This is a genomic window from Streptomyces sp. CA-146814, assembly GCF_050942385.1.
In the GTDB taxonomy this organism is placed as follows: domain Bacteria; phylum Actinomycetota; class Actinomycetes; order Streptomycetales; family Streptomycetaceae; genus Streptomyces.
Window position 1 is genome coordinate 182,876 of record NZ_CP192068.1, and the last position, 14,409, is coordinate 197,284.

At 72.0% G+C, this 14,409-nt stretch carries 15 protein-coding genes; 8 read left to right on the forward strand and 7 right to left on the reverse strand.

Features of this window, described 5'->3' with window-relative positions; translation table 11 throughout:
• The first annotated feature begins 36 nt into the window (after nucleotides 1–36).
• The gene (locus ACQP09_RS00735; protein ID WP_433395083.1) at nucleotides 37–852 is read left to right on the forward strand and encodes a VOC family protein; all 816 of its coding nucleotides are present in this window, start codon (nucleotides 37–39) and stop codon (nucleotides 850–852) included.
• A 5-nt stretch (nucleotides 853–857) separates the two neighbouring features.
• Here ACQP09_RS00735 and ACQP09_RS00740 read toward each other — a convergent pair whose 3' ends face one another.
• Nucleotides 858–1,376 carry a DUF6328 family protein gene (locus tag ACQP09_RS00740; RefSeq protein WP_433395085.1) on the reverse strand — a complete coding sequence of 173 codons (519 nt, stop codon included), beginning with the start codon at nucleotides 1,374–1,376 and terminating at the stop codon, nucleotides 858–860.
• A gap of 223 nt (nucleotides 1,377–1,599) precedes the next feature.
• Here ACQP09_RS00740 and ACQP09_RS00745 point away from each other — a divergent pair, with 223 nt between their 5' ends.
• On the forward strand, nucleotides 1,600–1,980 hold the full coding sequence (locus ACQP09_RS00745) for a VOC family protein (RefSeq protein WP_433395087.1): 381 nt from the start codon (nucleotides 1,600–1,602) through the stop codon (nucleotides 1,978–1,980).
• 10 nt (nucleotides 1,981–1,990) lie between these two features.
• Here ACQP09_RS00745 and ACQP09_RS00750 read toward each other — a convergent pair whose 3' ends face one another.
• Nucleotides 1,991–2,485: a GNAT family N-acetyltransferase gene (locus tag ACQP09_RS00750; protein ID WP_433395089.1), complete on the reverse strand. Its 495-nt coding sequence runs from the start codon at nucleotides 2,483–2,485 to the stop codon at nucleotides 1,991–1,993.
• Nucleotides 2,486–2,693: 208 nt separating this feature from the next.
• Between ACQP09_RS00750 and ACQP09_RS00755 the strand changes: the two genes are divergently transcribed.
• Together ACQP09_RS00755 and ACQP09_RS00760 are read left to right on the forward strand one after the other, a co-directional pair.
• The gene (locus ACQP09_RS00755; RefSeq protein WP_433395091.1) at nucleotides 2,694–3,272 is read left to right on the forward strand and encodes a hypothetical protein; all 579 of its coding nucleotides are present in this window, start codon (nucleotides 2,694–2,696) and stop codon (nucleotides 3,270–3,272) included.
• The gene (locus tag ACQP09_RS00760) at nucleotides 3,269–3,910 is read left to right on the forward strand and encodes a hypothetical protein (protein WP_433395092.1); all 642 of its coding nucleotides are present in this window, start codon (nucleotides 3,269–3,271) and stop codon (nucleotides 3,908–3,910) included. The genes ACQP09_RS00755 and ACQP09_RS00760 overlap by 4 nt, the downstream gene beginning before the upstream one ends.
• Before the next feature lie 66 nt (nucleotides 3,911–3,976).
• On the opposite strand, the gene ACQP09_RS00765 is transcribed toward ACQP09_RS00760, so the two are convergent.
• The 3 genes from ACQP09_RS00765 to ACQP09_RS00775 form a co-directional block, all read right to left on the reverse strand.
• Nucleotides 3,977–4,138, reverse strand: coding sequence for a hypothetical protein (locus ACQP09_RS00765; RefSeq protein WP_433395093.1), 162 nt, complete (start codon nucleotides 4,136–4,138; stop codon nucleotides 3,977–3,979).
• A gap of 90 nt (nucleotides 4,139–4,228) precedes the next feature.
• Nucleotides 4,229–5,026, reverse strand: a complete 798-nt coding sequence (locus ACQP09_RS00770) for a tyrosine-protein phosphatase (protein WP_433395095.1) — start codon at nucleotides 5,024–5,026, stop codon at nucleotides 4,229–4,231.
• Nucleotides 5,027–5,103: 77 nt separating this feature from the next.
• Nucleotides 5,104–5,631 carry a DUF6325 family protein gene (locus ACQP09_RS00775; RefSeq protein WP_433395097.1) on the reverse strand — a complete coding sequence of 176 codons (528 nt, stop codon included), beginning with the start codon at nucleotides 5,629–5,631 and terminating at the stop codon, nucleotides 5,104–5,106.
• Between the two features lie 291 nt (nucleotides 5,632–5,922).
• On the opposite strand from ACQP09_RS00775, the gene ACQP09_RS00780 reads away from it, so the two are divergent.
• The 3 genes from ACQP09_RS00780 to meaB are packed head-to-tail and all read left to right on the forward strand — an operon-like array spanning nucleotide 5,923 to nucleotide 11,042.
• On the forward strand, nucleotides 5,923–7,785 hold the full coding sequence (locus tag ACQP09_RS00780) for a methylmalonyl-CoA mutase family protein (RefSeq protein WP_433395099.1): 1,863 nt from the start codon (nucleotides 5,923–5,925) through the stop codon (nucleotides 7,783–7,785).
• Complete coding sequence (gene scpA, locus ACQP09_RS00785; RefSeq protein WP_433395100.1) at nucleotides 7,785–10,034, forward strand: methylmalonyl-CoA mutase; 2,250 nt, start codon at nucleotides 7,785–7,787, stop codon at nucleotides 10,032–10,034. Before ACQP09_RS00780 ends, scpA begins: the two co-directional genes overlap by 1 nt.
• Nucleotides 10,035–10,046: 12 nt before the next feature.
• Nucleotides 10,047–11,042 carry a methylmalonyl Co-A mutase-associated GTPase MeaB gene (gene meaB / locus ACQP09_RS00790; RefSeq protein ID WP_433395102.1) on the forward strand — a complete coding sequence of 332 codons (996 nt, stop codon included), beginning with the start codon at nucleotides 10,047–10,049 and terminating at the stop codon, nucleotides 11,040–11,042.
• Between the two features lie 83 nt (nucleotides 11,043–11,125).
• Here meaB and ACQP09_RS00795 read toward each other — a convergent pair whose 3' ends face one another.
• Complete coding sequence (locus ACQP09_RS00795; RefSeq protein WP_433395104.1) at nucleotides 11,126–11,917, reverse strand: ABC transporter ATP-binding protein; 792 nt, start codon at nucleotides 11,915–11,917, stop codon at nucleotides 11,126–11,128.
• Between the two features lie 149 nt (nucleotides 11,918–12,066).
• Here ACQP09_RS00795 and ACQP09_RS00800 point away from each other — a divergent pair, with 149 nt between their 5' ends.
• Nucleotides 12,067–13,080 (forward strand): ABC transporter substrate-binding protein, encoded by a 1,014-nt coding sequence (locus ACQP09_RS00800; RefSeq protein WP_433395106.1) that lies wholly within the window; start codon nucleotides 12,067–12,069, stop codon nucleotides 13,078–13,080.
• 89 nt (nucleotides 13,081–13,169) lie between these two features.
• On the opposite strand, the gene ACQP09_RS00805 is transcribed toward ACQP09_RS00800, so the two are convergent.
• The gene (locus ACQP09_RS00805; protein ID WP_433395107.1) at nucleotides 13,170–14,378 is read right to left on the reverse strand and encodes a M20 family metallopeptidase; all 1,209 of its coding nucleotides are present in this window, start codon (nucleotides 14,376–14,378) and stop codon (nucleotides 13,170–13,172) included.
• Nucleotides 14,379–14,409 lie beyond the last annotated feature (31 nt).

The window sequence follows — 14,409 nt, forward strand, 5'->3', positions numbered from 1 at the left end:
CCCCCGTGCCGCCCACCCGTGAGAAGGCAGTGGACCATGACCGGAAGCGAGCCCCGTACGGCACCCTCGGCGGCGCCCCTGACCGGCCCCGCCGCGCCGTGCTGGGTCAACCTGATGACCCGGGACCTCCAGGCCGCCCAGCGGTTCTACGGCGGGGTCCTGGGCTGGTCGTTCCGCCCCGGACACCTCGGCGCGGAGTTCTCCGTGGCCCGGCGCGGTGACGTCCCGGTGGCGGGCGTCTTCGCCGTGTCGACCGCGTACCAGGTGGCGGTGGCCTGGACGCCGTACTTCTCGGTGGCCGACGCGGACGTGGCCGCCGCCCGGGTGCGGGAGCGCAGCGGCACGGTGGCGGTGGGGCCGCTGACGCTCGGCAAGGGGCGCGGCGTCCTGGCATCGGACCGGGACGGTGCCGCGTTCGGCCTCTGGGAGCGCACCGAGCCCGCCACCTCGCTGCCGGCTCCTGACGGCCACGCGCACGCCTGGCTGCGGCTGCGGACCCGCAACGCCTTCGACGCGGCGATCTTCTACGGCGAGGTACTCGACTGGGCGAGCGGGCGTCCCGGATGCTGCGACGTCGCGTACGAGGGTGACGAGGTCATCGTGCGGTGCGAGGGGCGGCCGCTGGCCCGGATCAGCTCCGGTGCGGTGGAGGCCGCCGTCGATCCGCTGGTGCGCCCGCACTGGCAGGTGCAGTTCCCGGTGGAGGACGTCCCCGTGACGGTCGCGGCGGCCGAGCGGGAGGGCGGCTCCCTGGTCGAGGAGCGGTCCGTCCTCGGCGGCAGGGAGGCCACCCTGCGGGACCCCGACGGCGCCCTGTTCACGGTGACCGACGTGCGGGGTCCGGAGAGCTGAGCCGCTCAGCTTTCGGGGCGGACTCGCGGCTCGTCCTCGCGCGGTCCGGAGCGGCCGCGGGCCAGGGCCCAGACGGGGAAGATGAACCAGCAGGCCAGGAACCACAGCGCTATCCCGCCGACCAGCCAGAGGGCGAACGTGTTGTGGAGCGCGACCCGCATGATCAGCAGCAGGGTCGAGCACATCGTGAAGAAGAGCAGCACGAGACCGAGGACGGTCATGCGTGACGCCCAGATCACCGTCTCCGGCTTCATCCGGCGGCCGGTGAGCAGCCGGTGGTAGGTGACGGGGCCGATGAGCGCGGCGACGGTCGCGGAGCCGAGCACCACGGTGACGACGTAGATGTCGCGGTCCACTTCCGAGAGGTCGCCGAACCTCGGCTGGAACACCACGGCGAGGAGAAAGCCGAAGAGGATCTGTACGCCGGTCTGGGCGACGCGCAGCTCCTGGAGCAGCTCGGACCACTGCCGGTCCGCTCTCTCGTCCTCGGTCTCCTCGCGGCCTCTGCCGTTGCCCTCCGACACGCGGATCCCCTCTGTTCGACATGACCGGGCGCTGACACACCCGTTCGATCCGGGACTACAGATGCCCCGGTCGCCCAGAACCAATCCACCGGGAACGGCGCCCACTTCCCACTCGACCCGGTCGCGCCGACCCACTAAGATCTCTTCCACGGCATCGCGCGTCGGTCACCGTCCGGGTGAGGCGTGGAGGTGGCCCGTGAGTGCCCGTTGGAGGCATTCCACCGTGTCGGTCGAGTTGAACCACACCATCATTCATTCCCGCGACAACCGCGAGTCCGCCGCGTTCCTGGCGGATCTGCTGGGCTTGGAAGTCGGAGAGGAATGGGGCCCGTTCGTCCCCGTCGTCCTCGCGAACGGCGTCACCCTGGATTTCGCGACGATCCCCGAGGAATCGATCGTTCCGCAGCACTACGCCTTCCTCATCTCGGAGGCGGAGTTCGACGCGGCGTTCGGCAGGATCCAGGAACTGGGCATCGCGTACTACGCGGATCCCCATATGAAGCTTCCGGGCCGGATCAACCACAACGACGGCGGCCGGGGCGTCTACTTCCCCGATCCGAGCGGCCACGGCATGGAGATCATCACCCGCCCCTACGGCGGCTGAGCGCGGGCCTTCAGCGCCCCACGGGGAGCAGGAGTTCGGGGCGGTCCCACATCACCGCGGGCGGGTTCGCCCGGACGGTGCCGGTGGTCTCGGCGCCGACGCTCCGGTAGAAGCCCTCGGCGGGCGGGTGCGCCACGATCCGTACACCGCTCAGGCCCGCCTGCCGTGCCTCCTCGCGCAGATGGCCGATGAGCAGCCGCCCGATGCCGAGCCCCTGCGCCTCGTCGGCGACGAACATCAGGTCCAGCTCGGGCGGCTGGAGGACCAGCGCGTAGAAGCCGAGGACCCGGTCGTCGCCGGGGTCGGCGGCGACGAAGACCCGGTGCGCCTCGATGTAGTCCGGTCCGACGCGGTAGCCGGCGACCATCGGGGCGTACGGGCCCTCGTAGGCGCGTGACGTCCGCACCAGCCGGGTGAGCCTGCGGGCGTCACGGGCGGTGGCCCGGCGGACCAGGGGGTCCGGGCGGTGCGGGCCGCGGCCGGAGTTCGTAACACCTGGTCTCATGCGTCGAGTATTACGTACGACAGCGTCAGTACGCCATGTGCACGGTACACGGAGCACTCCGTGAGGCCGCCACGCATGAACGGCTGTTCGGGGGTACACGGACCCTGCACGTCGCCCGGTGGTTGCTCCGCCGGGCCGGACGAGAGGGGTTGACCACCGTGCGACAACGAAGCTGCGGACCGGCCGATGAGCGGCGGGGGCGGTAGCCGTGACAACAGTGATCATCATCATCGCCGTGGCCCTCGTCGTGGCCGCCGGCGTCTACTTCTTCCTGGTCCGCGGCGGTGCGGGCGGCGGCCGGAGCCTGCGCGGCCGCTTCGGCCCCGAGTACGACCGCGTGGTCGAACGGCACGGCGGCGACACCAAGGCGGCCGAGCACGAGCTCGAAGAGCGGGTGAAGCGCCACGGCGACCTGGAGAAGCGGCCGCTGACGGAGGCGGCCCGCGCGGACTACACCGCACGCTGGGCCCGTACGCAGGAGCAGTTCGTCGAGTCGCCGCAGCAGGCGCTCCACGAGGCCGACGCGCTGCTGGCCGACCTCGCCCGCGACCGGGGCTTCCCCGGCGAGAGCTTCGAGGACCGCACCGACGCGCTCTCCGTCCACCACGCCGACCATGTCCACGGCTACCGCAGGATGCACACCGCACGGAACGACTCCACCGGCACCGAGGAGATGCGCGAGGCCTTCGTCGAGGCCCGCGGTCTCTTCGACGCGCTCATCGCGGACGGCCCGGCGCCTCGCGACCACGGCAACCGACAGCTCACGAAGGGGCACGGCACATCATGACGCAGACTCCGAACAGCACCGGCGACACCGGCTCCACGCCGAACCGGCCCACCCCGTCGACCGGGGCCGAACGCGTCCCGCCGGTGACGCCTCCCGGCGACCCGCTCGGCACGCCCGTACCGCCGACGGCCGCCAAGCCGTCCGGCTCCCCGCCGACGACCACCCGCACGGACGGCACGACCACGCCGGCGGCCGACCCCGCGCACACCGACAAGACGCACGCGGACCCGGCGCACGCCGACAAGACGCACGCCGACCCCGTGCACGCCGACAAGGCCCATGCCGGTCCGGCCCGTACGGACAAGGCGCGGGAGACCGGTCGTACGACGGCCTCCTCCGGGCGGACGGACACGGCCGGCGAGAACGGCCGCCCGCTCTTCGCGGCCGAGGCGCGGGAGAAGTTCGACGCCCGCATCCACCAGGCCGTGGCCGGCTTCGTGGAGAACCCGCGCCAGGCGGTGCAGGAGGCCGACGCCACCTTCGACGAGGTCGTCGCCGAGCTCACGAAGGCTCTGGCCGACCGGTCCCGCCTGCTGCGCGCGGACCGGGACGGCGAGCGGTCGGAGGCGGGAACGGAGGATCTGCGGATCGCCCTCCAGCACTACCGCGACCTGACGGAACGCCTCGTACGCCTCTGAGCGGTGACGAACAAGGGCCGGCCCCACCTCGGTGGGACCGGCCCTCGCTTGCGTGCGGCCGCGCGCTCACCCGCCGTGGCTCTCCCCCTGATGGGTGGCGGGCCGGCTGGTGCCGGGCCCGGGCGTGGGTTCCGGGTCCGGCCCCGCCACCCGGCCGACACCGAAGGCGATGGCGAAGACGGCGGCGACCGCGGCGGCGAAGGCCGCGACCCTCAGTCCGGTGTTCATGGCAGTCCCCCAGCGGACGACGACGGTTTCCGACGCCGCCCAACATACCCCCTGGGGGTATGAGTGTCACGCCGGAGCCCGCGCCGGCGCTCACCCGGTGACCACCAGCCCTTCGCGCAGCCGGTCCAGCACGGGTTCGGGGATCCGCAGCCCGGTGCGTACGTATCCGTCGAGGCCGCCCCACCGCTCGTCCATCGCGTCGAGCGCCACCTCCAGGTAGCGCGGGCGCACTTCGACGATGGCCGCCGCGACGGCCGGATCACCGCCGCCGTCCAGGAACTTCTGGACGTACGGAGCGAAGGCGGCCCGGACCGCGGGGTTGACCGCGAGGAAGTCCTGCCGCACGGTCTCGCGGGAGGCGCCCAGGATCATCAGCAGAACGGCCGCGCCCCACCCCGTGCGGTCCTTGCCCGCCGTGCAGTGGAAGAGGACCGGCCGAGCGCCGGGGTCGGACGCGGTCTCCAGAAAGGCCCGGTAGGCGGCCGCCGCGCCGGGCGAGAGCACCATTTTGCGGTAGGTCTCGGCGAACAGCTCCTCGGCCCGGCCACCGCCCAGCGCGCGTTCCGCCTCGTCCGGATCGGCGAGCAGCGCCTTGAGCCGGGCCGGTGCGACGCCCGGGTGGTCGCCGAGGACGTCGGCGACGAAGAGCCGGGCCCGGTCGGGGAGCCGGTCCGGTGCCCACTGGCGCTCGTCGGCGGTGCGCAGGTCGACGACCGTACGGATGCCGAGCGCGGCCACCGCGCGGTCGCGGTCCGGCTGCAGGTCGCTCAGCTGGCCCGAGCGGAAGACGACGCCTTGCCGCACCCGGCGGTCGCGGCCCAGGGCGATGCCGCCCAGGTCGCGCAGATTGACAACGGTGGCGGCCGGAACGGTCCGGGCGGTCTGCACGATGAACTGCCTCTTTCCTGATGAGAACGCCTGGGGCTCCATCGGCCCAACGACCCACCCGGCCCACCGGCCGGAACTCAGTCCGCCAGCAGATTCGCCTTCTGCTCCGCGAACTCGGCGTCCGTGAGCACATCCCGCCCCCAGAGATCGGCGAGCCGCTCCAGCCGGGTGATGATGTCGTCGCCCTCGCCGTCCCCGGCCTCGTCCGTCTCCGCCGCGGCCGCACCGAAGCGCTCATGGGCGACGAAGGCGCCGCCTGCCTCCCGGAAGGTGCGGGCGAGCTGCGAGGTCCAGAGGTCCTCCCGGACGACGAGAGCGACCACCTCACCCTGCGGCACGCTCCGCTCCAGCACCCCGATCTCCCCGGCGCCCAGCGCCACGGCCGCCCCGCCCTCCGCCGCAGCCGGCAAAACCGTGCCCTCCGGGTCCAGCACCCCCAGCTCCACCGGCGTCAGCGCACCGCCTTCGGCGCGGCGGACGAAGGCCAGGTCTGCGGCGCGCACAGCACCGGAGGCCACGGCATCGGCGAGGACGGGCACGACGGCCCCGGTGAAGCCGCTGCCGGGGAAGGCGATGACGAGGTGTTCCACAGGTCCGACGGCCACGGTCGCGTCCTCTCCGCATCCCGGCGGCCGCGAGGGCTCCGGGGTGGATACGGGCATTCCAGGGATTGCATAAGAAACCGGAAAACTTCGCACATAATATGCATCAACAGTCGAATTCACCCCGTTGTCGAGCATGGCCGTGTTGCGCCCGGAACGCACGGACTCCGAGCGCGCGAAAACGTCGTGGCCAGTAACGCGACGGTAAGTAAACGTTCAAGCGCGGACCGGAGAGGGCAAGGTCACAGCACGTGCCCCTGCTGCTCGTTCCCCGCGCTGGCCTAGCATCTGAGCATGACGGTCCAGCCTGCTGACGGGCTCTCTCCGGCCGCCGCGTTCCCCGACCCCTCCCATGACCAGTGGCAGAGCCTCGTCGAAGGCGTACTGCGCAAGTCGGGCAAGGAAGTCTCGGGCTCGGCCGCCGAGGAAGCGCTGTCCACCACAGTGGAGGACGGGCTCACCACCCGGCCTCTCTACACCGCGCACGACACCTCGCCGGACACCGGTTTTCCCGGCTTCGCGCCCTTCACCCGGGGCAGCCGGGCCGAAGGGAACGCGGCGGGCGGCTGGGACGTGCGCCAACGCCACGCCCTGAGCGACCCCGCCGAGCTCAACCAGGCGGTGCTCGGCGATCTGGAGAACGGGGTCACCTCGCTCTGGCTCACCGTGGGCGGCCCGGCCGGCGTCCCCGTGGGCTCGCTCGGCCGCGCGCTGGAAGGCGTCTACCTCGACCTCGCACCCGTCGCGCTCGACGCTCCGGCCGATCTGGACGCCGCCGCCACCGAGCTGCTGGGTCTCTACGAGGAGCGGGGCGTCGCCCGGAGCGAGGCGCGCGGCACGCTGGGCGCCGACCCGCTGGGCCACGAGGCCCGGACCGGCATCGCGGCGGACCTCACCGCCGCCGTCCACTGGGCGAAGGTCTGCGGCGCGGAGTATCCGGGGCTGCGCGCGGTCGCCGTGGACGCGCTCCCGTACCACGAGGCCGGCGGTTCGGCCGCCGAGGAGCTGGGACTCTCGCTGGCGACCGGCGTCGCCTATCTGCGGGCGCTGACGGCGGCCGGGCTCGGTGTCGAGGAGGCCTGCGCGCAGCTGGAGTTCCGTTACGCGGCCACGGCCGACCAGTTCCTGACGATCGCGAAGCTGCGGGCGGCGCGCCGGCTCTGGTCGCGGGTCGCCGAGGCGTCGGGAGCACCCGGGGCCGGAGCGCAGCGCCAGCACGCCGTGACGTCGCCGGTGATGATGACGCGCCGCGACCCGTGGGTGAACATGCTCCGCACCACGCTCGCCACCCTGGGCGCGGGGGTCGGCGGCGCCGACTCCGTCACCGTCCTGCCGTTCGATCACGCGCTGGGCCTGCCCGACGCGTTCGCCCGGCGCATCGCCCGTAACACCTCCACGATCCTGATGGAGGAGTCGCATCTGGCCCGGGTCATCGACCCGGCGGGCGGCTCCTGGTACGTGGAGCGGCTGACCGACGAACTGGCCGCGGCCGCTTGGGCGTTCTTCCAGGAGACCGAGCGGGCGGGCGGACTGCCCACCGCTCTGCGCTCCGGAACGGTCGCGGAGCGGCTCGCCGCCACCTGGGCGGCCCGCAGTGCGAAGCTGGCGCGCCGCAAGGAGCCGGTGACGGGGGTCAGCGAGTTCCCGATGCCGTCCGAGCGGCCGGTGGAGCGCGAGCCGGCGCCCGATCCGTACGCCGGTGCTCCGGGCGGTCTGCCCCGGGTGCGGCGCGACGAGGCGTTCGAGGTACTGCGGGCCCGGTCGGACGCGCACCTCGCGGCGACGGGCGCGCGGCCCAAGGTGTTCATCGCCGCGCTGGGTCCGGCCGCCGCGCACACCGCACGGGTCTCGTTCGCCGTCAACCTCTTCGGGGCGGGCGGGATCGAGGCGGTGCACGAGCCGGTGTCGGTGGACGCGGCGAGCGCCGCCGACGCGCTGACCGCCTCGGGTGCGAGCGTCGCCTGTCTGTGTTCCTCTGACACCCTGTACGCCGAGCAGGCGGCTGACGTGGCCGGGGCGCTCAAGTCGGCGGGCGCGGCCCAGGTGTTCCTGGCGGGACGTCCCGGCGAGTACGCCGGTGTCGACTCCTACGTCTTCGCGGGCTGCGACACGGTCGCCGTTCTCACCTCCGTACTCGACCGCATGGGAGTGGCGTGATGCAGACATCGCCCACGGAACAGAAATCCGCCGGGGAGTCCTCCGGGAAATCCACCGTTCCCGACTTCTCCGAGGTCGCGCTGGAGTCCTCCGCTCCCCCGGCCGCCTCCGCCCAGGAGTGGCAGGCGGCCGTGGCCAAGGCGGCCGACGGGGCCGAGGCCCCGCTCTGGGAGACGCCCGAGGGAATCACGGTCAAGCCGCTCTACACCGGCGAGGACCTGGAGGGCCTGGACGCGCTGCACAGCTACCCGGGCATCGCCCCGTATCTGCGCGGTCCGTACCCGACGATGTACGTCAACCAGCCCTGGACGATCCGTCAGTACGCCGGTTTCTCCACGGCCGAGGAGTCCAACGCCTTCTACCGGCGCAACCTCGCGGCGGGGCAGAAGGGTCTGTCGGTCGCTTTCGACCTGCCGACCCACCGGGGGTACGACAGCGACCATCCGCGCGTCACCGGTGACGTCGGTATGGCCGGTGTGGCGATCGACTCCATCTACGACATGCGCCAGCTGTTCGACGGCATTCCGCTGGACCGGATGTCGGTGTCGATGACGATGAACGGCGCGGTGCTCCCCGTACTGGCGCTGTACATCGTGGCCGCCGAGGAGCAGGGCGTACCGCCTTCGATGCTGGCCGGGACCATTCAGAACGACATTCTGAAGGAGTTCATGGTCCGCAACACCTACATCTATCCGCCGACCCCGTCGATGCGGATCATCTCCGACATCTTCGCGTTCACCTCGCAGAAGATGCCGCGCTACAACTCCATCTCGATCTCCGGGTATCACATCCAGGAAGCCGGCGCGACGGCCGATCTGGAGCTGGCGTACACGCTGGCCGACGGGGTGGAGTATCTGCGCGCCGGGCAGGAAGCCGGCCTGGACGTCGACGCGTTCGCGCCGCGCCTGTCGTTCTTCTGGGCGATCGGGATGAACTTCTTCATGGAGGTCGCCAAGTTGCGGGCGGCCCGGCTGCTCTGGGCGCGCCTGGTCAAGCAGTTCGACCCGAGGAACCCCAAGTCCCTTTCGCTGCGCACCCATTCGCAGACCTCGGGCTGGTCGCTGACCGCGCAGGACGTGTTCAACAACGTGACGCGCACGTGTGTGGAGGCGATGGCCGCGACGCAGGGGCACACCCAGTCGCTGCACACCAACGCGCTGGACGAGGCGCTGGCGCTGCCGACGGACTTCTCGGCGCGGATCGCCCGTAACACCCAGCTCCTGCTCCAGCAGGAGTCCGGTACCTGCCGGGTCATCGACCCGTGGGGCGGCAGCGCGTACGTCGAGAAGCTGACGCGCGACCTGGCGGAGCGGGCCTGGCAGCACATCGAGGAGGTGGAGTCGGCCGGCGGGATGGCGAAGGCCATCGACGCGGGCATTCCGAAGCTCCGGGTGGAGGAGGCGGCCGCCCGTACGCAGGCGCGGATCGACTCCGGGCGGCAGCCGGTGATCGGCGTGAACAAGTACCGGGTGGAGACCGACGAGAAGATCGACGTGCTCAAGGTCGACAACTCCTCGGTGCGCACCCAGCAGATCGAGAAGCTGCGCCGGCTGCGCGAGGAGCGCGATGAGGTGGCGTGCCAGGAGGCGCTGCGGGCGCTGACGGCGGCCGCCGAGCGGGCGCCGGGTCCGGGGCTTGAGGGCAATCTGCTGGCGCTGGCGGTCGACGCGGCGCGGGCGATGGCCACGGTCGGCGAGATCTCGGACGCGTTGGAGAAGGTGTACGGGCGGCACGCCGGGCAGATCCGTACGATCTCCGGTGTGTACCGCAAAGAGGCAGGAGACTCCCCGTCGGTGGACCGCACCCGCGCGCTGGTCGACGCGTTCGAGGAGGCGGAGGGGCGGCGTCCGCGCATCCTGGTCGCCAAGATGGGCCAGGACGGCCATGACCGGGGCCAGAAGGTGATCGCCACGGCCTTCGCCGACCTGGGCTTCGACGTGGACGTCGGCCCGCTGTTCCAGACGCCGGGCGAGGTGGCGCGGCAGGCGGTCGAGGCGGACGTGCACATCGTGGGCGTCTCCTCGCTGGCGGCGGGGCACCTGACGCTGGTGCCGGCGCTCCGCGAGGAGCTGGCGGCGGAGGGCCGGGAGGACATCATGATCGTGGTGGGCGGGGTGATTCCGCCGCAGGACATCGAGGCGCTGCACGAGGCGGGGGCGGCCTCGGTCTTCCCGCCGGGGACGGTGATCCCGGACGCGGCCCACGACCTGGTGACGCGGCTCGGTGCCGCGCTCGGCCACGAGCTGTGAGCCGCTGACCGGATGGCTGCCAAGATCGACATCGACAGTTATGTACAGGGAGTGCTCGACGGGAAGCGGGCGTTCATCGCCCGTGCGATCACGCTCGTCGAGTCGACGCGGGCCGAACACCGGTTGCTGGCGCAGGAGTTGCTGAGCCAGTTGCTGCCGCACGCCGGGAAGGCCCGGCGGATCGGGATCAGTGGTGTGCCGGGCGTGGGCAAGTCCACGTTCATCGACGCGCTCGGCACGATGCTCACCGGGCTCGGCCACCGGGTGGCGGTGCTGGCCGTCGACCCGTCCTCCAGCCGTACCGGCGGCTCCATCCTGGGCGACAAGACCCGGATGGAGCGGCTGGCGGTGGACCCGGCCGCCTTCGTGCGTCCCTCCCCCACGGCGGGCACGCTGGGCGGGGTGGCGAAGGCGACCCGCGAGTCCATCGTGGTGATGGAGGCGGCGGGGTACGACGTGGTGCTCGTGGAGACGGTGGGGGTCGGGCAGTCGGAGACGGCCGTGGCCAACATGGTCGACACGTTCCTGCTGCTGACGCTGGCGCGCACCGGCGACCAGTTGCAGGGCATCAAGAAGGGTGTCCTGGAGCTGGCGGACGCCATCGCGGTGAACAAGGCGGACGGCCCGCACGAGCGCGACGCCCGGTCGGCGGCGCGTGAACTGGCGGGCGCACTGCGGCTGATGCACCCGGTGGACGCGGCCTGGACGCCTCCGGTGCTCACCTGCAGCGCCCGCGAGTCGACCGGGCTCGACACGCTGTGGGACCGCCTGGAGCAGCACCGTACGGCCCTGGAGTCCACCGGCCGGCTGGCGGCCAAGCGCCGTGACCAGCAGGTGGACTGGACCTGGTCCATGGTCCGCGACGAGCTGCTGGACAGCCTGCGCGACCACCCTGCCGTACGGAAGCTGGCACCGGAGCTCGAACAGCGCGTGCGCGAGGGGTCGTTGACGGCGACGCTGGCCGCCGAGGAGATCCTGCACGCGTTCCGGGGCGACGAGCCCGCCTGAGCCGTATCCACATCCGAACAGACCGATGGGCCCCTGGACGGAGGGGCCCATCGGCGTTTCAGGGGGCGTCGGACGACCGGGGGTCAGGCGGCGACCAGGGGTGCGCTCACCGTCGGTACGACGACGGGGGTGCCGTCGGAGGTGGCGGTGAGGATCTCGGCCTCGATGCCGTACAACTCCCGTACGAGGTCGGCGTCGACGATCTCGCGCGGCGGGCCGGAGGCGACGATCCGCCCGGCGCGCATGGCGACCAGGGTGTCGGCGTACCGGGCGGCGCCGGCCAGGTCGTGGACGACCATGACGATGGTCCGGCCCTGCGCCGCGACCTCGCGCACCAGGTCGAGAACCTCCACCGCGTGGCCGATGTCCAGGGCGCTGGTGGGCTCGTCGAGCAGGACGATCGGAGTCTCCTGGGCGAGGGCCATGGCGAGCCAGCACCGCTGACGCTGGCCGCCGGAGAGCTGGTCGAGCCGGCGGTCGGCGAGGCCGGTCGTGCCGGTCGCCTCCAGGGCACGGGTCACGGCCTCCTCGTCCTCGTGCGACCACTGGCGGAACAGCCCCTGGTGCGGGTGGCGTCCGTACCGTACGAGTCCGGCGACGGTCACCGCCTCGGGGGCCTGCGGGGCCTGGGGCAGCAGGGCGATGCGGTGGGCGGCGTCCCGCTGGCGCAGCTCCCAGATGTCGGACCCGCCGGCGAACACCTTCCCCGAGCGCGGCTGGTGGAGCCGGGCCACACAGCGCAGCAGGGTCGACTTGCCGCAGCCGTTGGGCCCGACGATCGCCACCACCTGGCCGGATCCGACGGTCAGATCGACATGGTCCACGGCGGTATGACCGGCGTATCCAGCGGTGAGCTGTTCAACACGGATGTCCACGAGGACCGGCCTTTCCGAAGAAATGGGGCATCATCTTGCCTGACGCCAGTAAAGTAAGGCTAACCTTAGCCCGCCGAGAGGTCGTCGGTAGCCCCCGTGCTGCCGGAAGACCCTCGTCGACTCATGTCCCGTTGATCCCGGAGCCCTTGATGATCCTGCACCACCGCCCCGTCCGCACCGCCTCCCGAAGAGCGGCCCAGGCCGTCGCCACGCTGGGAGCGGCGGTACTCCTCCTGACGGCCTGCGGAGGCGGCTCCGACTCCGGCAGCAGCAAGCCGTCCGGCGACAAGAGCACCGCGGCGGACTCCGCCTCGGCCAAGACGCGCACCGTCAAGGACGCCACGGGGACGGCGGTGGAGATACCCGCCGAGCCGAAGCGCATCGTGACGCTCACCCAGGAGGACCTGGACGCGGTGCTCGCGCTGGACATCAAGCCGGTCGGCATCACCAACGGGCAGGGTCTGGACAAGCCGCCGGCCTACCTGGCGGACAAGGTCGAGGGCATCAACGTCGTCGGCAACCTGCTCCAGCCGGTCATGGACAAGGTCGTCGCCGCCAAGCCCGACCTCATCCTCGCCGGTGACATGCAGGACGAGCAGGTGCTCAAGCAGCTCCGCGAGATCACCCCGGCCACGCTGGTGACGATGGCGCCGACCGACGACTGGAAGCTGTTCTTCCGGGGTGTCGGCAACGCCGTCAACAAGCTGGACGCGGCCAACAAGTTCATCACCGACCACGAGGCCGCCGCGAAGGCCGCCGGTGAGAAGCTCGGCAAGAACAAGGGCGCCGAGGTCTCCATCGTCCGCTGGAACCCGGACGGGCCGAGCTGGATGGAGAACAAGCAGTTCGCCAGCGGTGTCGCGCTGGAGATGGGGCTGAAGCGGCCCGCGTCCCAGAACAAGGACGGCAACGCGCACACGCCGTCGCTGAGCCTGGAGAAGATCAACGAGATCGACGGCGACTGGCTGTTCCTGTCGACGCTGACCTCGGACGGCGCGAAGGCGCTCAAGGACGTCCAGGACAAGCCGGCCTACAAGGAGCTCGGCGCCGTCAAGAACAAGCAGGTCGTGACCGTCGACGGCTCGGTGTGGTCGACGCGCGGCGGACCGCTGGCGGCCGACGTCGTGATGGCGGACTACGTCAAGGCGCTCTCCGCCAAGTAGCCCTGTGCCGCTGTGCCGTTCGGCCCGGCCCGGGTCCCCGGGCCGGGCCGGGGACCCGGGTCTCCGGGTCGGGTTGCGCTTCCGGCGGGTCAGGCGGGCGGAGTGGCTTGAGCACCTGCCGTACGGGTAGCCGCGAAGTCCGCCGCCGTCCACGCCATGCCCACCGCGCCGTCCAGCAGGGCCTGTTCGGCCTTCGGCGAGACCGCCGCGGCGACGAACTCGGGCTCGTGCGGTCCGCAGGCGCCGCCGCTGATGTCGAGCACCGGATGGATGGACGGCACCACGTGCGACACGTTGCCCATGTCCGTGCAGGCGAAGGCCGGGCGCTCGACGGATTCGGCGCGGCCCAGCTCGCGGGCGTTGGCGGTCCAGAGCCGGAGCAGTTCGGCGTCGCCGCGGAAGTCCAGGTAGTCGGGTTCGGGCTGTTCCAGGGTCACTTCGCATCCCGTGGCGAGCGCACCGGCCCGGAAGCAGTCCTCGACGCGCTGCCGGAGCTCGCGCAGGTCCTCCGCGGCGAGCGCGCGGATCTCGTACGTGGCGGTGGCCCGGTCGGGTATCGCGTTGGGCGAGGTTCCGGCCGCCGTCGTGATGCCGTGCACCCGCCACTGGGGCGGCAGTTGCTGACGCAGAAGGCCCAGGGCGACCTGGGCGACGGTGAGCGCGTCGGCGGCGTTGCGGCCCTCGTGCGGGTTGAGGCTGGGGTGCGCGGTGCGGCCGGTGTAGGTGACGTCGAGGGTGCCGAGGGCGAACGACCGGAAGTCGGCCAGCTCGAAGGGGCAGGGGTGGACCATCATCGCGGCGTCCACGCCGTCGAACGCACCGGCCTCCAGGAGCAGCGCCTTGCCCGCCCCGCGCTCTTCGGCCGGAGTGCCGATCACCCGTACGGTCAGGCCGAGTTCGTCCGCGTACAGGGCGAGGCCGAGCGCCGCGCCGACCCCGGCGGCGGCGATCAGGTTGTGGCCGCAGGCGTGGCCGAGGCCGGGCAGCGCGTCGTACTCGCAGGCGATGGCGACGGTGACGGGGCCCGAGCCGATCGTGGCCCGGAAGGCCGTCTCCAGGCCGTGGGCGGGTGCGGTGACGTCGAAGCCGTGGGCGGCGAGGAGTTCGGCGCAGAGTGCGGCGGAGCGGTGCTCCTGGAAGGCGGTCTCGGGGTCGGCGTGGATGCGCCGGCTGAGGTCGAGCAGGGCGTCGGCGTGTTTGGTGACCGTGTCCCGGACGGCCGCTTTCAGGGCGCCGAGCCGTTCGTCGGCGCCTTCGTCGGAGGGGGACGGCGGACGGTCGGTTCCGGGGGCGGTCATGGGCTCTCCTGGCGTTCCGGACCGCCCGGGG

Bases quoted from the DNA above. Each gene is read 5' to 3' on its own strand.
- meaB (WP_433395102.1), top strand. From the start codon at position 10,047: ATGGCTGCCAAGATCGACATCGACAGTTATGTACAGGGAGTGCTCGAC.
- ACQP09_RS00765 (WP_433395093.1), bottom strand. From the start codon at position 4,138: ATGAACACCGGACTGAGGGTCGCGGCCTTCGCCGCCGCGGTCGCCGCC.
- scpA (WP_433395100.1), top strand. From the start codon at position 7,785: ATGCAGACATCGCCCACGGAACAGAAATCCGCCGGGGAGTCCTCCGGG.
- ACQP09_RS00780 (WP_433395099.1), top strand. From the start codon at position 5,923: ATGACGGTCCAGCCTGCTGACGGGCTCTCTCCGGCCGCCGCGTTCCCC.
- ACQP09_RS00735 (WP_433395083.1), top strand. From the start codon at position 37: ATGACCGGAAGCGAGCCCCGTACGGCACCCTCGGCGGCGCCCCTGACC.
- ACQP09_RS00760 (WP_433395092.1), top strand. From the start codon at position 3,269: ATGACGCAGACTCCGAACAGCACCGGCGACACCGGCTCCACGCCGAAC.
- ACQP09_RS00805 (WP_433395107.1), bottom strand. From the start codon at position 14,378: ATGACCGCCCCCGGAACCGACCGTCCGCCGTCCCCCTCCGACGAAGGC.
- ACQP09_RS00750 (WP_433395089.1), bottom strand. From the start codon at position 2,485: ATGAGACCAGGTGTTACGAACTCCGGCCGCGGCCCGCACCGCCCGGAC.
- ACQP09_RS00800 (WP_433395106.1), top strand. From the start codon at position 12,067: ATGATCCTGCACCACCGCCCCGTCCGCACCGCCTCCCGAAGAGCGGCC.